This window comes from Vannielia litorea (assembly GCF_900142295.1).
GTDB classification, from domain to species: Bacteria; Pseudomonadota; Alphaproteobacteria; order Rhodobacterales; family Rhodobacteraceae; genus Vannielia; species Vannielia litorea.
Genome location: NZ_FSRL01000001.1, coordinates 2,799,718 through 2,818,769, shown reverse-complemented (window position 1 = coordinate 2,818,769; position 19,052 = coordinate 2,799,718). Strand labels below are relative to the sequence as shown.

Here is a 19,052-nt window from a genome sequence, read left to right as displayed (position 1 = left end):
CCTCAGCCAAACATCCTGTCGGGCAGGTAAAGGGCGATGCCGGGGATCAGCAGGATCAGCGCCACGGCGACGAACATGGCAATCCAGAACGGCCAGATGCCGCGGAAGATCGTGTTCAGCGAGACCGTGGGCGCGATGCCCTTCACCACGAAGACGTTCACCCCGACCGGCGGCGAGATCAGCGCCATTTCGAGCACGATCACCATCAGCACCCCGAACCAGATCAGGTCGACGCCCAGGGTTTCGAGCAGCGGCTGCACCAGCGGCACCGTCAGCACGAGGATGGCGAAGCCCTCCATGAACGTGCCCAGCACGATGAAGACCAGCAGGATCGCGATGACCACCTCCATCGCGCCGAACCCCTGCGCCGCGACCCATTGGGACATGGCATAGGTGACCCCGGTGAAGCCGACGAAGGTCTTGAACACGAAGGCCCCGAAAAGGATGAAGAACACCATGCCGGTGGATTGCAGCGTGCTGGTGGTCACCTCCTTCAGGTTGGCCCATGTCAGCGAGCGGCGCAGCAGGCAGACCAGCAGCGCCAGGAAGGCCCCGATGCCCGCCGCCTCGACCGCCGAGAAGACGCCGGTGTAGATGCCGCCGATGGTGAGCACGATGATCCCGATGATCCAGAGCGCCCGCAGGAGGGCGGCCATCCGCTGCGCCAGGCTCTCCGCGCCCATCGCGCGCGGAGCCTTGGAAGGCTTCAGCGAGACCACGATGTAGATGGCCACGATGAAGAGCGCGGTGAGCAGGAGGCCGGGCAGGATGCCGGCCATGAACAGCCGTCCGATGCTCTCTTCGGTGAGGATCGCGTAGATCACGAAGCCCGCGGACGGCGGGATCAGAATGCCCAGCGTGCCCCCCGCCGCGATGGCGCCGGTGGCCAGCCCGTCGTGGTAGTTGAAGCGCTGCATCTCCGGCAGGCTGACGCGGCCCATGGTGAGCGCTGCCGCGAGCGAGGAGCCCGAGAGCGCCGAGAAGCCCGCGCAGCCGACGATGGTGGCCGAGGCGAGTCCGCCCTTGAGGTGGCCGATCCAGCTGTGGGCGGCGTCGTAGAGATCGCGGCTCATGCCCGAGATACCGGCCAGGTTGCCCATCAGGATGAAGAGCGGCAGGATCGTGAGATTGTAGTTGGTGGCCTCGCCAAAGATCTCGCCCGCCACCACCGGCAGGCTGGCGGCCGGGCGGATCAGGTAGATGCCCACCGCGCCGACCAGCAGCATGGCGGCCCCCACCGACATGCGCAGGAACAGCAGGACAAGAAGGGAGGCAAAGCCGAGAAGGGCAATCGTCGTGGTATCCATCAGCCATTGTCCTCGTTGGGGTCTTGGCCCGACCAGTGCCTGAGGCCGGTCAGGAGCTGGTAGAGCAGCAGGGCCGTCATCACCGCCAGCGCGGCGGAGAGCAGGTAGTAGAACGGCGTGTGGACGATGCCGAGGTTCGGCGTCACCGCGCCGCAGGGCAGGCCGCAGGCGCCCTTGACGGCCAGGGCCCATGCCGCGAAGCCGCAGATGGCCACGCTGAGGGCGCGCACCAGAAGGTCGGTGAGCCGCTTCGTCCGGCGCCCGGCCACGGCCGAGAGGATATCCACGCTGATATGCGCCCCGTGCACCGCGCCATAGGTCACGCCGGCGGCCACGATGACGACAAGCGAGAGCGACGACATGTCGCCGATGCCGAAGATCGGATCACGCAGGGCGTAGCGCCAGAAGACCGCCACCACGGTGATGAACATCAGCGCAAAAAGCGCGACCCCGCCCAGGACCGCGAAGCCATTGGCGATGGTGCCGAACCACCGCCCCCAGGGGGCGGTGGCCTTTGCCGGCTTGGCGGCGCTCATGGCTCACTCGCCCTTGAACAGGCGGGCGAGGTCGGCCCCGGTCATGCCCTGGCCGAGGTCGGTGGCCATCCACTCATCGAGGGCAGGCTGGATCGCCGCATCCCAGCGGGCCCGTTCCTCGGCGGAAAGCTCGATGATCTCCACGCCGTTCTCGCGCGCAACCTCGATGCCGCGTTCGGCCATGTCGCGGTAGATCTGGCCGCCCTTCATCGAGAGCCACTTGCCCGAGGCCTCGTCGACCCAGCCCTTCTCCTCCTCGGTGAGCGCGTTGTAGACACCCTTGTTCATCATCAGAACAAAGGCACTGCCGGCACCGGGGATGTTGGTGGTCATGTAGTTGGCCGGCTCATGCATCTTGAACGACATGGTGGCCGAGGGGTCGATGGAGACGGCGTCGACGACGCCGTTGGCGAGGTTCTGGTTGATCTCCGAGACCGGCTGGGAGACCGAGGAGGCGCCGAGGGCTTCGGTGAAGGGAATGTCCTGCGCCGAGGTCACACGCACCAGCAGGCCCTGCATGTCTTCGAGCGTCCGCACCGCCTTGTCCTTGGTATAAAGCACCTGCGGGTCATTGGCCCAGACGGCCAGCAGCTTGGCATCGAACTCGGCCTCGATCGGCTCGATGGCGCGCCACATCGCCTCGGTGCACTCCAGCGCATCGCCGCACATGCCGGGCGTGGTGATCGCGGTGGTGATCGGGAAGATCTGGGCGGTGTAGCCGGGCAGGTGGAAGGCAACATCGGCGATGCCGTCGAGCAGGATCGAATACTGCTTGGGCGGCGAGGAGTTGAGCGCACCGCCGGGGTATTGCGTCACGGTCAGCTGCCCGCCCGAGACCTCGGCCAGCTTCTCCGCGAAGGGGGTGAACACCGCCTCGTTGAGCGGATGGTTCGGCCCCATGAAGTACGAGAGCGCGAGGTCCTTGGCCTGGAGCGCGGGTGCGGCCAAGAGGCAGGCCGCCGTCGTGAGTGCCGTCAGTTTGTTCATCGTTTCCTCCCTAGAACAATTTGCCTTGTGGTGCCCTCCCCGCCTTGGGGCGGGCGGTCAGTCTTCGAACGGCAAGCCGATGTACTCGTAGGCCAGCGCGTGCTGGGCGGCCTCCGAATGCAGCAGCAGGTCGTAGTCGTTTTCGCGGATCTTCTGCTCGAACGGGTCCTCGCCCGGAAACACGTGCAGCATCTTGGTCAGCCGCCACGAGATGTTTTCGGCCGACCACACGCGGCGCAGCGCGGTGTCGGAGTAGCGCTCGATCAGCGCGCCCTGCCCGGTCTTGAAGAAGGCGACCAGCGCGCGTTGCAGGTAGAAGACATCGGAGAAGGCGAGGTTCAGCCCCTTCGCGCCGGTGGGGGGCACGATATGGGCGGAATCGCCGGCCAGAAACAGGCTGCCGTGGCGCATCGGCTCGGAGACGAAGCTGCGCAGCGGGGCCATGGATTTCTCGATGGTCGGGCCGGTCTGGATCCGTGCGGCCACATCCGGCGGAAAGCGATGCAGCAGGGTCTCCCAGAAACGGTCGTCGCTCCAGTCTCCCGGCTTGTCGGTGATCGGGGCCTGCACGTAGTAGCGGCTGAGCATGGGGGTGCGCTGGGCCGCCATCGCCATGCCGTCGCTGTGGTAGACATAGGTGAAATTGCTCACCGGCGGCTTCTCCACCATCACCCCCATCCAGCCAAAGGGATACTCGCGCAGAAACTCGCGCCGGTGGCTCCTGGGGATCGCCTGCCGGGAGGGGCCGTGAAAGCCGTCGCATCCGGCGATGAAGCGGCAGTCGATCCGATGAGTGGTGCCGTCCTTCACATAGGTCACATGCGGCGCATCGCTTTCGATGTCGTGCAGGGTCACGTCGGCGGCCTCGCAGATCACCGCGCCGCCATCGCGCTCGCGGGCGGCGTAGAGATCCTCGGTGATGTAGGTCTGGCCCCAGGCCATCATCTGCTTGCCGGTCCATTTCTTCACGTCGATGAAGAAATCGGGGCGGTTCTCCCAGAGGATCTGGGTGCCGTCCTTGGGCATGCCCTCCCGGTCCATCCGCTCGCCCAGACCGTAGTCGCGCAGCATCTCGACGGTGTTGTGCTCGAGCACGCCGGCGCGGATCCGGCCCAGAACATACGCCTTCGTCTGGCGCTCCAGCACCAGGTTGTCGATGCCGTTGGCATCGAGGATGTGGCTGAGCATGAGGCCCGCCGGGCCGCCGCCGATGATGCAGACCTGCGTCTTCATCTCAGACCCTCCGCACCCGCAGCCTGGTTTTCAGATCGGTGCGGCAGAAGGCATGCAGAAAGCAGGTCTGCTCGGAGATATCGAGCATCTCCTGCGCGGTCTCGTCGCTCTCGCTTGTCTCCAGGTAGACATGGGTCTCGATCGGGTCGGCCTCGCCCGCCTTGCCGGTGCCGCCCGAGGCGCCGCCGAGGCTGAAGTGGGTGTCCTGCACGATGCGATAATCGGGCAGGTCGAGCTTGAGCATCGACACGAAGCGCCCGAACTGGGTCATGAAGCAAAAGCCGATCCCGGCAGAAATCAGCGTGTTGGCATCGGGCGCACGGCCATCCTCGGACGACAGAAAGCGAAACGAGGTGCCCCGGGGCGAATACTGCATCTGCCGGATTTCCTTGATGCCATCCTCGCGCAGCACCGCGACGGCACCGATGTTCAGCCGCCTGTCCTGCTCGTCGGCCAGCGAGGAGCCGCCCGTGGCGGTGCCCAGCACGACCTCCTTCTTCGGCGTCGGGCCGACAGGCTCCATCAGCTTGAGCGCACCGATCTCGGGCAGCGCCCGTGCAAAATGGTTGCCGGGGTCGGGAAAGAGCGGGGCATCCAGTTCGGCCACCTTGGCGGTGGGCAGTTCGGTGCCGTTCTTGCCGAGCTTGAAGAGGCTTTCCAGCTGCCCGCGCATTAACCCGTTGAGCGGCGAGGCGAAGGTGGCATCGAGCAGGAACTGGTGCAGCTCGGCGTCGCTCAGGTCGCAGTCGATCTCGACCTGGAGGTCGATGTTCTCGGCGCCGCCGACCATGGTGCGCTTGGGCATGGAGCCCTTCATCGTGTAGTAGTTGTCCTGGATCAGCTTCAGCTTGCGGATCGTGACGCCGCGCAGCTCGGCCAGCGCGGTGATCTCGTTCATGAAGCTGGCGACCATCCCCGACGACAGGAAGGCAAGCGGGCAGGGGGCGGCATCGTGACCGTTCAGATAGGGGCCTTCATCGGAGACAAGCCGCCAGGTGTCGCCGGTGCGGGCCGAGCGCACCAGCGCCTCCTTCTGAAAGCCCGAAAGCGCGCGCACCCATGTGCGCAGGGCGTCGCCCTTGCGGTTGTCCGGCGCGTCGATGGCGACTTCATCGGCGTTTGCAAGTTTGAAGAACGGCGCAAGGCCGCTCTCCGCGATCAGGTTCTTGCCAATTTTCGACATCATGCGCCCCCTCAAGCCGCGGTGGTGGAAGAAGCCGGGATGCTCACGGTCTTCAGTCTGGTTTTCAGGTCGGTGCGGCAGAAGGCGTGCAGAAAGCAGGTCTGCTCGCTCAGATCGAGCATCTCCTGCGCGACCTCGTCGCTCTCGTTCGTGGTCAGGTACACATGGGTCTCGACCGGGTCGGCCTCGCCCGCCTTGCCGGTGCCGCCCGAGGCGCCGCCGAGGCTGAAGTGGGTATCCTGGATGATCTGGTAACGGGGCAGGTCCAGCCCCAGCATCGGCACGAGACGGCCGAACTGGGTCATGAAGCAAAAGCCGATCCCGGCCGAGATGTAGCTGGCCGCATCCGGCGCGCGGCCCTTGCCGCCATCAACCTCGGCCTCTTCGGAAAGAAACAGCCACTCCTTGCCGTGGGGCGAGTAGAGCTGCTGGCGGATCTCCTTCATCCCGTCGTCGCGCAGCACGGCGGTTGCGGCAATGTTGAGGCGGCGGTTCTGGTGATCGGTGAGCGAGGAGGCGGCGCTTTCGGTGCCGGCTTTCACCGGCTTCTTCTCGGTGATCCCGATGTGGGTGAGAAGCACCTCGGTTTCGCGCACGGCCACGGCCCGTGATCCGGCATCGCCCGGATCGGGGAGCATGGGCGCGCCGAGCCGGGCAACCTTCCTGGGAGGCAGCTCCACGCCGTTCTTCGACAGGGTGAAGAGGCTCGCGTGCTCGCCGCGCATCAGCCCGTTGAGCGGGGAGGCGTGCACCGCGTTCATCAGGAACTCGGTCAAGGCGCCACCGGCGAGATCACAGTCGATCTCGACCTGAAGCTCCACCGGCTCGGCGCCGCCGATCATGGTGCGCTGCTGCATCGAGCCGGTCATGGTGTAGTAGTTGTCGAGCGTCAGCCTGAGGTGGCGGATCGCAACGCCCTGGCGGCGGGCGAGCGCGGTGATCTCGTTCATGTAGGAGGCAACCATGCCCACCGTCAGGAACGAGAGCGGCGGCGGGGCGGCATCGTGACCGTTGAGATACTTGCCCTCGTCCGACACCATCCGCCAGGTCTTTCCGGAACGGCGCGAGGCCACCAGCGCCTCCTTCTGAAACCCCGACAGCGAGGTGACGAGGCTGCGCAGCGCATCGCCCCTGCGGATCTCGGGCGTGCCGACGCCGATGTCCTGGGGGTTTGCGACCTCATGAATGGGGGGCAGCCCACTCTCTTCAATGCGGTTCGTGCCAAGCGGCATGGGCGCGTCCTCCGTCAATACACCGTGCGGCTACGGCCTCTGGCGAGGGCTTAATGTATCCGTTTGTCTCGGTGACTCCTCCTGTCGGCGCTATTGTTGTCTTAAACGTATACATAAATCAAGTCCGAGTCCGAAAAATTGACGGTTCGAGGAGAGAAAGGGTAGAAACTTGAAAAAACGGATACGTAACCGTGGTTTGGTTATGCGGAGTGTGAGGGGGATCTATGGCTACGGCAGTGGAGAAGGCGGTTACGGAGCTGCGCGCGATGATCATCAACGGCGAGCTTTCGATCGCCGAGAGAATCACCGAGAGCAGCGCGGCCACGCTTCTGGGCATGTCGCGCACGCCGGTGCGCGCGGCCCTGGCGCAGATCGAGTCCGAGGGGCTCTTGGTCAAACTCGAGGGACGGGGCTACAAGATCAGGCCCTTCACCTTCAGGGATCTCGAGCTGGCGGCAGAGGTGCGCGCCGTGATCGAGGGGGTCGCGGCGGCCCGGCTGGCCTCGAGCGGATACTCCGAGGAGACCGCCGCCGCGATCGAGCGCTCCATCGCCATGACCGAGGCGATCATCGGCCGCGATCACCTGACACGGCGCGAGATCGCGATCTACCAGGAAGCCAACGACATCTTTCATTCCACCATCGCCAAAGGCTGCGGAAACGACTTTGTCCCGCTCAGCCTCGAAAAGATCTCCCGCATCCCCATCGTCGCGCCGGGGGCCTTCGCCGAGGTCGAAGGCATGGCGCAGGCCGAGCTGCTGCGCATGACGGTCGGGCACACCCAGCATGTGATCATCTGGGATGCCATCCGCAGTGGCGAGGCGATCCGGGCAGAGAACATGATGCGCGAACATGCCGGCGCACCAATCCGATATGCGAAACTGTTCATCGGCCCGTCCTACGTGAACAAGCTGATGAAATCCGGCGTTCTCATCCGCGGCGAGACCGACGGGCAGGATTGAGCGCCGCCGTCGCGTTGGCCGCCTGCCTTGCCTCGCGCCCGGATGCCTGCCGCCGGGCGGCCCTTCAGGTTGCAAAGCCGGAGGCCCGGGATCAGCGCCTGAGCGTTTGACACCGTATCGTCGAGTTGCTACTCGGATCGCACACCGTTGGGGTGCCTTTGAAAAGGCTGAGAGGCGTGAACGCGCTAACCCATCGAACCTGATCCGGGCAATTCCGGCGTAGGGAACGGTCTTCAGCTCGCGCGGACAGTTTCTTTGCCGGTGCCCTTTTGCGAGGAGCACCGACATGGCGCAGGTTGCGTTGACGATTGCCGGATCCGACAGTGGCGGTGGCGCGGGCATACAGGCAGATCTCAAGGCCATGTCGGCACTCGGGGTGTTCGGCGCGTCGGTCATCACCGCGGTCACCGCCCAGAATACCCGGGCCGTGACCGCCGTTCACCTGGTTCCGGCAGAGGTGGTCGGCGCGCAGATCGACGCCGTCCTGGAGGATCTTGCACCTCGCGCGATCAAGGTCGGCATGCTGGCCACTGCCGCCATCATCCAATCCGTGGCCGATGGGATCGGCGTTTTTGCGGGCCCGGTTGTTCTTGATCCCGTGATGATCGCCAAGTCGGGCGATGCCCTGCTGGCCGAGGACGCCGTGCACGCGCTGCGAGAAACGCTCCTGCCGCGCGCCACGGTCCTGACGCCAAACCTGCCCGAAGCCGCGCGTCTGCTGGAGGCGCCGGTCGCACAGGGCCGGAGCGAAATGATCGCGCAGGGGATGGCCCTGAACGCGATGGGGGCCGGGGCCGTTCTCATGAAGGGTGGCCATGCCGAGGGCAGCACCTGCCACGACGTTCTGATTTCAGGCAGACAGGTGGTTGCCGAGTTCACCGCGCCGCGGCGCCAGACCATCAACACCCATGGCACCGGCTGCACCCTGTCTTCCGCCATTGCCGCGGGTCTCGCCAAGGGCCTGCCGCTCTTCGAGGCGGTCGAGGGCGCGCACGCATACCTGCAAGGCGCGATTGCCGCGGCAGATGATCTGAACATCGGCCGGGGTCACGGGCCGGTGCACCATTTCCACGCCTTCTGGCCAGCATGACCCTGTGGTCTGTCATAGGGGCCGGCGTGGTGGGACTCGCCGTTGCCACGGAGCTGGTGGATCGCGGGGCCGAGGTGCAGGTGTTCGACCCTGCCGGCCCGCCCGGCCCGCACGGCTGTTCCTGGTGGGCCGGCGGCATGCTGGCGCCGTGGTGCGAATATGAAAGCGCCGAAGAACCCGTGTTGCGACTGGGGCAGGAGGCCAGGGAGTGGTGGGCGAGCAGAACCGAGGTGCACGGCCGCGGGACGCTCGTGGTCGCCAACCGCCGGGACCTGCCCGACCTGCGCCGCTTTGCCCGGCGGACCGAGGGGTTCCGCGAAATCGGCGCCCGGATCGAAGAGCTCGAACCCGACCTGCATGGCTTTGGCCAGGGCCTGTTCTTCGAGGCCGAAGCCCATCTCGATCCGCGCCGGGCTCTGCGGGATCTCTACGAGGGGCTGCTGGACAAGGGCGTTGCCTTCCACAGGCAAAGCGCGCCGGAACAGCTGCCCAACGCCATCGACTGCCGGGGCCTGCACGCTCGCGATGTGCTGCACGATCTGCGCGGGGTGAAGGGTGAAATGCTGGTCATCCGCTGCCCGGATGTCGTGCTGAGCCGTCCCGTGCGCCTGCTGCACCCGCGGATGCCGCTCTATGTCGTCCCGCGCGGAGAGGGCATCTACATGCTCGGGGCCACGATGATCGAAAGCGAAGACCGCCGCCGCATCACGGCACGGTCGATGCTGGAATTGCTCAGCGCGGCCTATGCCCTGAACCCTGCTTTCGGCGAGGCCGAGGTGCTCGAGATCGGCGTCGATCTGCGGCCCGCCTTTCCCGACAACCTGCCGCGTATCAGGCGGCTGGGGCAGAGGATTTATGCCAACGGATTGTATCGCCACGGATACTTGCTGGCCCCCGCCCTTGCCAGGGGCGTGGCGGACCTGGCGCTCGACAACAGACATTCGGAGATGGTCGATGAAGATCGTGCTTAACGGACAGGCCCGCGAGGTCGCGGCCACAACCCTGTCTGCCTTGCTGAGGGAGTGCGGTTTCTCGGGCCGCGTCGCCACGGCGGTGAACGAGGATTTCATCCCGGTCGCAAGCCGCGACAGCCACCGCTTGCGCGAGGGCGACCGGGTCGAGGTCGTCGCGCCGATGCAGGGGGGCTGAGGATGAAACGGTTCTACGGCGTCGAGCTGCCAAATCCGCTGATGCTGGGGACGGCGCAATATCCCAGCCCGGCCATTCTCGAACAGGCGTTTCGCCAAAGCGGCGCGGGCGTGGCCACGGTGTCGCTGCGGCGTGAAGGGGCTGGCGGAGCAGGTCAGGCGTTCTGGCAGATGATCGCCGAGCTGGGTGTGCTGGTCCTGCCCAACACTGCCGGCTGTCACACCGTCAAGGAGGCCGTCACCACCGCCCACATGGCGCGGGAGGTGTTTGACACGCGCTGGATCAAGCTGGAGCTGATCGGCCACACCGACAGCCTGCAGCCGGATGTCTTCAAACTTGTCGAAGCCGCCCGCATCCTGACCGAGGATGGCTTTGCGGTCTTCCCCTATACCACCGAAGATCTGGTCGTTGCCGAGCGCCTGCTGGTCGCGGGCTGCGAGGTGCTGATGCCCTGGGGCGCGCCGATCGGGTCCGGTCGCGGGTTGAACAACGAATACGCCTTGCGGGCCATGCGGGCAGAGTACCCGGAGGTGCCTCTCGTGGTCGATGCCGGGATCGGTCTGCCCAGCCATGCCGCCCGCGCGATGGAACTGGGCTACGACGCGGTTCTGATGAACACCGCCGTGGCGCGGGCCAGCGATCCGGTCGCGATGGCCCGGGCCATGATGGGCGCGGTCAAGGCGGGACGGCTGGCGCATGAGGCCGACCCGATCGAGGCCCGCGACATGGCCGAGGCCTCGACCCCGGTGATCGGAAAGGCCTTCCTGTCATGACCCTCGACCGGTTCTATCCCATATTCGACCACTCCGACTGGCTGCGCCGGATGCTGCCGCTGGGGGTGAAGGTCGTGCAGCTGCGCATCAAGGACCGGCCCGAAGAGGCCGTCCGCGCCCAGATCGCCCTGTCGCAGGCCCTGTGCCGTGACCATGGCGCCGTGCTGGTGGTGAACGACCATTGGCAGGCGGCGATGGATCTGGGCTGCGACTGGATCCACCTCGGCCAGGAAGACCTGGACGGGGCCGATCTGAAAGCCATCCGGGCCGCCGGGTTGAAACTGGGCGTCTCGACCCACGACGAGGACGAGCTCGAGCGGGTTCTGGGGATGCAGCCGGATTATGTTGCGCTAGGGCCGGTCTATCCGACGGTGCTGAAAAAGATGAAGTGGCACGAGCAGGGCCTTCCGCGCGTCACCGAGTGGAAAGCGCGGATCGGCGCGATTCCCCTGGTCGGCATCGGCGGGATGACGGTCGAACGCGCCGAAGGCGTGCTGCAGGCCGGGGCAGACATCGTCTCCGTGGTCACCGACATCACCCTGAATGCCGATCCCGAGGCCCGCCTGCGCCAATGGGTCGAGGCAACGCGATGAGCCGCTACGCCCGCCAGATGATCCTGCCCGAGGTCGGCGCCGAAGGTCAGCGCCGACTGGCCGAGGCAAGGGTGCTGGTCGTGGGCGTCGGCGGTCTGGCCGCACCAGTGTTGCCCTTGCTGGCCGGCGCCGGTGTGGGGCATCTGACAATCGTCGATGGCGATAGGGTGGCGCTGTCCAACCTGCACCGCCAGACCCTGTTTTCCGAGGCCGATTGCGGCCGGGCCAAGGCCGTGGTGGCCGGCGAGCGGTGCCGGGCAATCAATGGCGAGATCACCGTCGAGCCTGTGGTCGACCGGCTGACTCCGGCCAATGCCCCCGAGCTGGTCGGCCGGTGCGACGTGGTGCTGGATGCCGCCGACAGCTACGCGGTCAGCTACCTGCTGAGCGATCTGTGCCTTGCCCGGACCATCCCCCTGATCAGCGCCTCGGTCCTGGGGCTGGGCGGCTATGTCGGCGGCTTTTGCGGAACCGCCCCGTCGCTTCGCGCCGTCTTTCCAACCGCGCCAGACAGCGGCGCGCGTTGCGAAACGGCCGGCGTTCTTGGCCCCGTGGTCGGCGTCATCGGAGCTTGCCAGGCGCAGATGACGCTCAACTGGCTGCTGGCGATGCAGCCTTCGCCTCTCGGGCAGATGGTGCAGTATGACGGGCGCAGCCTGCGTGCGATCAGCTTCCGCTTCGACACTGCGCCCGAACCCGACATCGCCTTCCGGTTCGTGGCCGCTTCGGACCTGAGGGACCGGGACCGGATCGTCGATCTGCGCGAAGGCGCGCCGCCTCTGCACCCGCAGGCAAGGCGCCTGTCTGTCGAGGGCATCGCTGCGGATCTTCCCGCGCCCGGCACACGCCTGGCATTGTGCTGCGCCACCGGCCTGCGGGCCTGGCGTGCCGCCGAAGCCATCAAACCCATCTGGCCCGGTGAGATCGTGCTCGTCGCGGCCTCGGCCTCATGACCCACAGGAAGGAAACACGATGAAGCACCTGATCACCGCCGTTGCGCTGCTGGCCGCTGCCCCGGCCATGGCCGCCGACAAGATGACCCTGCTGCTCGACTGGTTCGTGAACCCCGACCACGGGCCGATAATCCTTGCGCAGGAAAACGGATATTTCGCCGAACAGGGCCTGGAGGTCGAGATCATACCGCCCGCCGACCCCTCGGCCCCGCCGCGCCTCGTGGCCGCCGGTCAGGCCGATCTGGCGGTGTCCTACCAGCCGCAACTGCACCTGCAGATTCACCAGGGGCTGCCCCTGATACGCGTCGGAACCCTTGTGGCCACACCGCTGAACTGCCTTCTGGTGCTCGAGGATGGTCCGGTTTCCTCGCCCGCCGATCTCAGAGGCAGGAAGGTCGGCTTTTCCGTCGCCGGTGTGGAGGAGGCCGTTCTTGGCGCGGTGCTCGGCAAGCATGGCGTGACCCTCGACGAGATCGAGCTGATCAACGTCAACTTCTCGCTCTCCCCCGCGCTGATGTCCGGTCAGGTCGATGCCGTCATCGGCGCATTCCGCAACTTCGAGCTGAACCAGATGGAGATCGAAGGCGTTGCGGGTCGCTGCTTCTATATCGAGGAAGAGGGCGTGCCCTCTTATGACGAGCTGATCTACGTCGCCAACCCCGACCGCATGGATGCCGACAAGGTCGCCCGCTTTCTGGCCGCAACCGAGAAAGCGACCCAGTTCATCGTCAACAACCCGCAGCAGAGCTGGGAGATCTTCGCCGCAACGTCGACCGAGCTGCAGGACGAGCTGAACGCGCGCGCCTGGGTCGATACCCTGCCACGGTTCGCCCTGCGCCCGGCGGGGTTTGACGCAGGCCGCTATGCGCGGTTCGAGGCCTTCCTGAAGGCCAGCGGCATGATCGACAGCCTGAACCCGGTTGAGGCGATCGCGGTCGACGTGACCGCCCGATGAGCGGCTATGGCAAGGCCTTCACGCGGATGCGCGAGGAGGCGTCCGAGGCATGGCAGGACTACACCCACCATGCCTTTGTCGAGGGGATGAAGGACGGCACCCTGCCACAGGCGGCGTTCCTGCACTATCTCCAGCAGGATCACCTCTTCCTGACCCACTTTGCCCGCGCCTGGGCGCTGGCCGTGGTCAAATCGCAAACCCATGCCGAGATGCTGGCCGCGGTGGGCACGGTCACCGCGCTGGTCTGCGAGGAGATGCAGCTCCACATCGGCATCTGCGAGGCGGCGGGTATCCCTCGCAAACAGCTCTTTGCAACGAAAGAGCGGGCCGAGACCCTGGCCTATACCCGGTTCGTCCTGGAGGCGGGATACAGCGGCGATCTGCTCGACCTGCTCGCGGCGCTTGCCCCCTGCGTGATGGGATACGGCGAGATCGGCGCGCGGCTGGCACAGCAGGCAGGGTCGCAGGTCTATGCCGATTGGATCAACACCTATGGCGGCGACGCGTATCAAGAGCTCTGCCGAACCGTGGGCGAGATGCTGGAAGCGGCACTGATCCACCGCCTGGGCCCGGAGTATGAAACCTCCCCCCGCTGGGATCGGCTCTGCCAGACCTTCCGCACCGCAACCGAGCTTGAGGTCAACTTCTGGCAGATGGGCCTGACCCCGTGACAGGGGCACCCGGCATCTTGGTCCGGGGCCGCGCGTCGATCGACGGCGCACCGCTCTTCGCGCCCCTGGCCCTCGAGCTGCGTGCCGGGCAATGGACCTGTCTTCTGGGTGGGTCCGGGGTGGGCAAATCCACCGTCTTGCGCCTGATCTCGGGCCTTGCGACCGGTGCTGACTTTGACGGCGACATCGCCGCCACGGACGGCCGCGCGGTGGCCGGGCGGGTCGCCTACATGGCTCAGGACGATCTGCTTCTGCCTTGGGCGAGCGTGTCACAGAACATCGTGCTGGGCTCGCGCCTGCGTGGCACGCCAGCAGATACCGGCAGACTGGGCCGCATCCTCGAGCGCGTCGGCCTGGGCGGTCAGGCCGACAAGACGCCAGCGGCGCTTTCGGGCGGCCAACGCCAGCGGGTGGCCCTGGCGCGGACCTTGATGGAAGACAAGCCCGTCGTCCTGCTCGATGAGCCATTCTCGGCGCTGGATGCACAAACCCGCGCCGCCATGCAGGACCTGGCGGTGGAGCTCCTGGACGGCAAGACCGTGTTGATGGTCACCCACGACCCGGCCGAGGCGGCGCGCCTCGGGCAGGCCATCATCGTCATGCACCCGGAGGGGCTGCGGCCGTTTCCTCACCCTTCCTCCGCCATCCCCCGCCCGATCGACGATCTGGAAACCCTCGCATGCCAGGCCTCGCTGCTGCGTCATCTCCGCGATGGCGTCTCGTGAAATTGTTGCCCGTCATGGCCGCGGCCGCCTTTGCCATCGCCCTGTGGCAGCTCGTCGTCAGCGCCACCGGCCTGCCGAGGTTCATCCTGCCGGGACCGGCACGGGTGGCCGAAGCCTGGTGGCAGAACCGCACCCTGATCGCGGAGCACACGCTGGTGACGGCACTGGAGGTTCTGATCGGTCTGGCGATCGGATCGGCGCTGGGGGTGGCGACAGCCATTCACCTGGCGGCGTCGCGGATTGCGCGCGTCCTGGTGCAGCCCATCCTCGTGTTCACCCAAGCCCTGCCGGTCTTCGCGCTGGCCCCGATCCTGACCCTCTGGCTCGGCTTCGGCCTGTGGTCCAAGGTCTTCATGGCGGTGCTGATCATCTATTTCCCTGTCACATCGGCCTTCTTTGACGGGTTGATGCGAACGCCACAGGGCTACCTCGATCTCGCCCGAACGATGCAGGCCAGTCCCGCCCGCATTCTCTGGCTTATCCGGGTGCCCGCCGCATTGCCTTCATTGGCCTCCGGCCTGAGGCTGGCTGCGGTCTATGCACCCATCGGTGCCGTGATCGGCGAATGGGTCGGCGCCTCGCGTGGGCTGGGCTACCTGATGCTCCTGGCGAACGGACGGGCCAGGATCGACCTGATGTTCGCCGCCCTGCTGACCCTGGGCCTGTTCTCGGTTCTGCTGCATGGCGCCATCGTCTGCCTGACCCGTGGCCTGGGCGCCCGAAACGCCCGGTGACCCGCGGCAGACAAGGGGGGGAAGGCGGTGACCGCATTGGCCGCGCAGCGGCAAAAGAACGGCGCGGCGCCGGATATCCTCGTCAACACCGCGGGCACCATCATGCGCAAGCCTGCCGCCGAGTACCCGGGCGACTGGCGGGACAAGGTGATCGAGGTGAACCTCTCGGCGCAATGCGTGCTCAGCCGCGAGATCGGGCGCTGCAGGACGATCCGGCGCGGTCGAGATCCATCCTCGAGCGCATCCCCGCCGGGCGCCGGGGCAAGCCGCAGGATTTTGCCGGCCCGGCGGTCTTTCTTGCCGCAGCGGCCTCGGGCTAGGTCAACGGCGAGATCCTCGTCGTGGGTAGGGGCTGGATGGGCCGGCAGTAAGGAATTGCAGGACATGGAAGACGTGTGCGCTTCATCGCGCCACGCGGGTCTGCCACGTCACGTGCCGGCCTCGATCAGGCAGGTCTCGATCCCCTGAATGATGATGTCGAGCCCCTTCTCGAATTCGAGATCGAAGTTGCCGGTGGTGAACGAGGGCTGCAGCCGGGAAACTTCGAGGGCAACGAAACCCGCCACGAAGGTCGTCATTGTGCGGTAGGCAATGATCGCCTGTTGGTCATCGATCCCACTTGAGAGGAAAGCGTCCACGATCACTTGCCCCGCCTTCCTCGCAGAGGCTGTACGCAATGGGCGCTGTATCATGAGCTTGAACGCGTCGGGGTGCCTGTTGCCGACGGTTCGGTAGGCGGTGATATAGGCTCGGGCCTTCTGTTGCCATGTGTCGTCGGGCCGGATGCCCTTGTAGGCGGCGCTGGTGATCTCGTTGATGACGTGTTCCACGATGCCGTCGATGATGTCATCGCGGCTCCTGAAGTAATGGTAGAGCGACATCGCCTCGACCCCGAGGGCCTTGCCCAGCTGCCGCATGGAGAGGGCATCCTGACCCTTCGAATCCGCGATCTTCATCGCGGCATCCAAGATCGTCTGCCGGGTCAGCTTCGGTTTCTTGCGCGCCCCTCGTGCCACGGCCGGGGCTTGGACTTTGGTCGTAGCTGTTTTCGGTCCTGCCATTCCGTCGGGCCTTTCAACTTGAACAAAAACGTTCACTCACAGTGCCTTGGAGGGTTCGCGCGCCGTTCGTCCCGCATGAACTCTTCCACAAGACCGCGATCCGGACAACCTTACATCGTAAAAAACGTTGACAGAATCAACGTTGGCTTACACCGTAAGGTAAGGGCGTGCGGCGCTGAGGAGGAACTCGCCGCATGTTGATGGAAAGGTTTGCGGAAACCACTGTGGTGGAGGCTGCAATCCAGCGAACATGGGGGGAGACCTTGACCTTGTCAGTCACTGCAAGTGGGCCGTCGCCGCGAATGCGCGGAGTGGGCATGGCCCTGAGAAACCTGGCCATGGGCGCCGCCGGTTTCGGCATCGTCTTCGCGGTCTGGTACGTCATCTGGCTTTCGGGCCTGGTTAACCGGGACCTCGTCCCGCGTCCGGACGAAGTCCTGATGCGCATGATCTACGACTTCCGCGAGGCCGGCCTGCTGTGGGATATTCTCTCCAGCGTGGGCCGTGTCCTGGCCGGCATGTCGATTGGTGTGACGCTGGCCATCCCGACCGGCTTCGTCCTGGCGTGGTACCCGAAGGTGGGCGACCTGTTTCAGCCGGTTATCAACGCCTTCCGGGCCATCCCGCCGATTGCTCTGAGCCCTCTGGTCATCGTCTACCTCGGGATCGGCGAGGTCGCCCGTGGCAGTATCCTCGTCTACGCCGCCTTCTTCACCTCGCTCGTGGTGATCTACGAGGGCGTCTCTGCGATCGAGGAGATCTATGTCCGGGCAGCGCGTGCGCTCGGGGCGAAGGACAGGGAGATCTTTTACAAGGTGGCCATCCCGCTTGTCATTCCGCAGGTCTTCGTCGCCCTTCGTCTGGCGCTCGGGGTCTGCTGGGGCACGCTGGTGGCGGCCGAACTGCTCGCCGCAGAGCGCGGCCTCGGGGCGGTCATCCAGAACGCGGGGAATTACTTCATCATTCCCGACATCTACGTCGGAATTGCCTGCATCGGCGCCATCGCCCTGGCGATGGACTCGGGCATCCGGAAACTCATGAGAGTCGCCGTCAGCTGGCAGGAGCGCGTGGAAAGATGAACGTCCAGACAAACAGTTCCCCGATCGAGTTTCGTTCCGTCAGCAAGGCGTATGGCGAGACAAAGAGCAGGCATGTCGTCTTCGAGGACGTGTCCCTGACCATCAACTCCAACGAGTTCGTTGCCGTCGTCGGCGGCAGCGGATGCGGCAAGACCACGCTGATGAACATGGCAGCCGGTTTCACCAAGCCGAGTTCCGGAAAGGTCTTTGTCAACGATGTCGAAGTGACCGGGGCAGGGCGCGACCGAGGCGTGGTGTTCCAGCAGTACGCCGTGTTTCCCTGGCTGACCGTCCGCGAGAATATCGCGTTTCCGCTGAACCTCGGCTGCTGCAAGCTGGCCGAGGAGGAGAAGCGCGAGATCGTCGATCACTACCTTGCCGTGATGGGCCTGGAAAAGTTCGAGAACGCCCTTCCCAAGCAGCTCTCTGGAGGCATGAAGCAGCGCGTCGCCATCGGTCGCGCCTATGCCGCAAACCCGAAGATCCTGCTGATGGATGAGCCCTTCGCGGCGCTCGACGCCCAGAGCAGGGTGCTGATGCAGGATGCGCTCCAGAAGATCACCACGGAAGAACGGAAATCCGCGATGTTCATCACCCATTCCGTGGAGGAGGCGATCTTCCTCGCGGACAGGATCGTGATCCTCGCAGGACGGCCGGCCAGGCTGGCCGAAGACATCCGGGTCCCCTTCGGAGGAGAGCGGGACGAGGATATCCGGTTGAGCAGTGAGTTCATCGAGTTGCGTCGACATATCGAACACAGCCTGAAGCACTGAAATCAACCAGACAGACACCCGAAGCACGACCAGCAATCCAGGGAGGATTATGATGTTGGACAAGATCTTTGCGGCCATCGGCGCGGCGACCCTTTCGCTCGCAGCTTTCACCGGCGGGGCACAGGCCCAGGAGGACCCTGTGAAGGTCCGGATCGGGACGCTGCTCTCGGAGATCGTGGGGCCGCCGCTCTACGTGGCCGATGACTACGGCATCTTTGCCGAGAACGGCCTCGAGGTGGAGGTCATCAAGTTCGACAATGGCACCCAGATGACCCAGGCGCTCGTTGGCGGCAGCCTCGACGGGGCATTGGCCGGTGCGGCCGTGGTCTCGAGCATTGCCGTGCGCGGCCTCGGGGTGATGGTGACGCCAACCTACCTCGAGTACGACACCAACCTGATCTACGCCACCGACGCCTCCGGGATCACCTCGGTGGAAGACCTCAGGGGTCAGCAACTCGCCTTCCCGTTCGGAACCACGGCGCATGTGCTCGTGTCCTCCGCCCTGCGGGAGGCGGGCATGACCTTCGACGACATCCGCGCCGTCAACATGGGCTACCAGGCCACCACTGCGGCGCTTCTTTCCGAGGCGGTACCGGCGGTCGTGATCTCTGGCGGCTTCGTCGAGGCCGTCACCAGGAAGGGCGCCAAGAGGGTCACCTCGCTGCGCGATTTCTATCCCGAAACCGCCGTGCTCGGTGGTTTGGTGTTGTCGAATGCCTTCGTCGAGAGCAATCCCGAGGCCCTTCCAAAGCTCGCCGCGTCGGTGATCGAGGCGCAGGTCCGGCTCACCGAGGAAGAGGTACGCCGGAAGGTCTACGATGACTATTTCTCGAAGCTCGAGACCTACGAGGCCTTCGACTACGCCTACAACCTCGGCCGTTTTCCGACGGCGCCAGAGTGGAGCGCGTTCTTCGCCGACGGCAGCGTCGCCAACTGGGCGATCTTCACCGCCGAGATCCTGAAGGAAGTCGGTGCGCTCGATCGGATCGGTGACCCCGAGGACTTCCTTGCACCGGACGTGTTCAACGCCGGCGCGGCGCTCGTAAACCAGTAATC

General features: G+C 65.6%; 21 protein-coding genes and 1 riboswitch. Of the genes, 14 read left to right on the top strand and 7 right to left on the bottom strand.

From position 1 onward, the window contains the following. Nucleotides 1-2: 2 nt before the first annotated feature. The 6 genes from BUR94_RS13760 to BUR94_RS13735 are packed head-to-tail and all read right to left on the bottom strand — an operon-like array spanning nt 3 to nt 6,478. Entirely contained in the window at nt 3-1,307 is a 1,305-nt protein-coding gene (locus tag BUR94_RS13760) for a TRAP transporter large permease (RefSeq protein WP_074256772.1), read from the bottom strand. Beyond that, a complete protein-coding gene (locus BUR94_RS13755; RefSeq protein ID WP_074256771.1) occupies nt 1,307-1,843 on the bottom strand; it encodes a TRAP transporter small permease in 537 nt (178 codons plus the stop codon). The genes BUR94_RS13760 and BUR94_RS13755 overlap by 1 nt, the downstream gene beginning before the upstream one ends. A gap of 3 nt (nt 1,844-1,846) precedes the next feature. Then, complete coding sequence (locus tag BUR94_RS13750; protein WP_074256770.1) at nt 1,847-2,830, bottom strand: TRAP transporter substrate-binding protein; 984 nt, start codon at nt 2,828-2,830, stop codon at nt 1,847-1,849. A gap of 57 nt (nt 2,831-2,887) precedes the next feature. Further along, on the bottom strand, nt 2,888-4,063 hold the full coding sequence (locus tag BUR94_RS13745; RefSeq protein WP_074256769.1) for a 4-hydroxybenzoate 3-monooxygenase: 1,176 nt from the start codon (nt 4,061-4,063) through the stop codon (nt 2,888-2,890). 1 nt (nt 4,064) lies between these two features. After that, the gene (locus BUR94_RS13740; RefSeq protein WP_245794468.1) at nt 4,065-5,249 is read right to left on the bottom strand and encodes an OsmC family protein; all 1,185 of its coding nucleotides are present in this window, start codon (nt 5,247-5,249) and stop codon (nt 4,065-4,067) included. Between the two features lie 8 nt (nt 5,250-5,257). After that, nucleotides 5,258-6,478 (bottom strand): OsmC family protein, encoded by a 1,221-nt coding sequence (locus BUR94_RS13735; protein WP_074256768.1) that lies wholly within the window; start codon nt 6,476-6,478, stop codon nt 5,258-5,260. Nucleotides 6,479-6,702: 224 nt separating this feature from the next. On the opposite strand from BUR94_RS13735, the gene BUR94_RS13730 reads away from it, so the two are divergent. From BUR94_RS13730 to BUR94_RS13680, 11 genes are all read left to right on the top strand, one after another. Next, nucleotides 6,703-7,440 (top strand): GntR family transcriptional regulator, encoded by a 738-nt coding sequence (locus BUR94_RS13730; RefSeq protein WP_084193038.1) that lies wholly within the window; start codon nt 6,703-6,705, stop codon nt 7,438-7,440. A gap of 138 nt (nt 7,441-7,578) precedes the next feature. Continuing rightward, nucleotides 7,579-7,683: riboswitch (TPP riboswitch) on the top strand. Between the two features lie 43 nt (nt 7,684-7,726). Continuing rightward, nucleotides 7,727-8,530: a bifunctional hydroxymethylpyrimidine kinase/phosphomethylpyrimidine kinase gene (thiD, locus tag BUR94_RS13725; RefSeq protein WP_074256766.1), complete on the top strand. Its 804-nt coding sequence runs from the start codon at nt 7,727-7,729 to the stop codon at nt 8,528-8,530. Then, nucleotides 8,527-9,501, top strand: a complete 975-nt coding sequence (locus tag BUR94_RS13720; protein ID WP_074256765.1) for an FAD-dependent oxidoreductase — start codon at nt 8,527-8,529, stop codon at nt 9,499-9,501. The genes thiD and BUR94_RS13720 overlap by 4 nt, the downstream gene beginning before the upstream one ends. Next, a complete protein-coding gene (thiS, locus tag BUR94_RS13715; RefSeq protein ID WP_074256764.1) occupies nt 9,485-9,679 on the top strand; it encodes a sulfur carrier protein ThiS in 195 nt (64 codons plus the stop codon). Before BUR94_RS13720 ends, thiS begins: the two co-directional genes overlap by 17 nt. 2 nt (nt 9,680-9,681) lie before the next feature. After that, the gene (locus tag BUR94_RS13710) at nt 9,682-10,452 is read left to right on the top strand and encodes a thiazole synthase (RefSeq protein ID WP_074256763.1); all 771 of its coding nucleotides are present in this window, start codon (nt 9,682-9,684) and stop codon (nt 10,450-10,452) included. After that, nucleotides 10,449-11,045, top strand: a complete 597-nt coding sequence (locus BUR94_RS13705) for a thiamine phosphate synthase (protein ID WP_074256762.1) — start codon at nt 10,449-10,451, stop codon at nt 11,043-11,045. Before BUR94_RS13710 ends, BUR94_RS13705 begins: the two co-directional genes overlap by 4 nt. After that, nucleotides 11,042-11,998, top strand: a complete 957-nt coding sequence (locus BUR94_RS13700; protein ID WP_084193037.1) for a HesA/MoeB/ThiF family protein — start codon at nt 11,042-11,044, stop codon at nt 11,996-11,998. The genes BUR94_RS13705 and BUR94_RS13700 overlap by 4 nt, the downstream gene beginning before the upstream one ends. A gap of 19 nt (nt 11,999-12,017) precedes the next feature. Further along, nucleotides 12,018-12,953 (top strand): ABC transporter substrate-binding protein, encoded by a 936-nt coding sequence (locus BUR94_RS13695; RefSeq protein ID WP_074256760.1) that lies wholly within the window; start codon nt 12,018-12,020, stop codon nt 12,951-12,953. Continuing rightward, nucleotides 12,950-13,624: a thiaminase II gene (gene tenA / locus BUR94_RS13690; protein WP_074256759.1), complete on the top strand. Its 675-nt coding sequence runs from the start codon at nt 12,950-12,952 to the stop codon at nt 13,622-13,624. Before BUR94_RS13695 ends, tenA begins: the two co-directional genes overlap by 4 nt. Beyond that, complete coding sequence (locus BUR94_RS13685) at nt 13,621-14,349, top strand: ABC transporter ATP-binding protein (RefSeq protein ID WP_074256758.1); 729 nt, start codon at nt 13,621-13,623, stop codon at nt 14,347-14,349. Before tenA ends, BUR94_RS13685 begins: the two co-directional genes overlap by 4 nt. A gap of 14 nt (nt 14,350-14,363) precedes the next feature. Continuing rightward, complete coding sequence (locus tag BUR94_RS13680) at nt 14,364-15,083, top strand: ABC transporter permease (protein ID WP_245794466.1); 720 nt, start codon at nt 14,364-14,366, stop codon at nt 15,081-15,083. Between the two features lie 428 nt (nt 15,084-15,511). Here BUR94_RS13680 and BUR94_RS13675 read toward each other — a convergent pair whose 3' ends face one another. Next, entirely contained in the window at nt 15,512-16,144 is a 633-nt protein-coding gene (locus BUR94_RS13675; protein WP_084193036.1) for a TetR/AcrR family transcriptional regulator, read from the bottom strand. 317 nt (nt 16,145-16,461) lie between these two features. On the opposite strand from BUR94_RS13675, the gene BUR94_RS13670 reads away from it, so the two are divergent. The 3 genes from BUR94_RS13670 to BUR94_RS13660 are packed head-to-tail and all read left to right on the top strand — an operon-like array spanning nt 16,462 to nt 19,050. Next, the gene (locus tag BUR94_RS13670; RefSeq protein ID WP_074256755.1) at nt 16,462-17,223 is read left to right on the top strand and encodes an ABC transporter permease; all 762 of its coding nucleotides are present in this window, start codon (nt 16,462-16,464) and stop codon (nt 17,221-17,223) included. Next, nucleotides 17,220-17,996 (top strand): ABC transporter ATP-binding protein, encoded by a 777-nt coding sequence (locus BUR94_RS13665; RefSeq protein ID WP_074256754.1) that lies wholly within the window; start codon nt 17,220-17,222, stop codon nt 17,994-17,996. The genes BUR94_RS13670 and BUR94_RS13665 overlap by 4 nt, the downstream gene beginning before the upstream one ends. A gap of 52 nt (nt 17,997-18,048) precedes the next feature. Further along, nucleotides 18,049-19,050 carry an ABC transporter substrate-binding protein gene (locus BUR94_RS13660; RefSeq protein ID WP_074256753.1) on the top strand — a complete coding sequence of 334 codons (1,002 nt, stop codon included), beginning with the start codon at nt 18,049-18,051 and terminating at the stop codon, nt 19,048-19,050. The last annotated feature ends 2 nt before the right edge of the window (nt 19,051-19,052 follow it).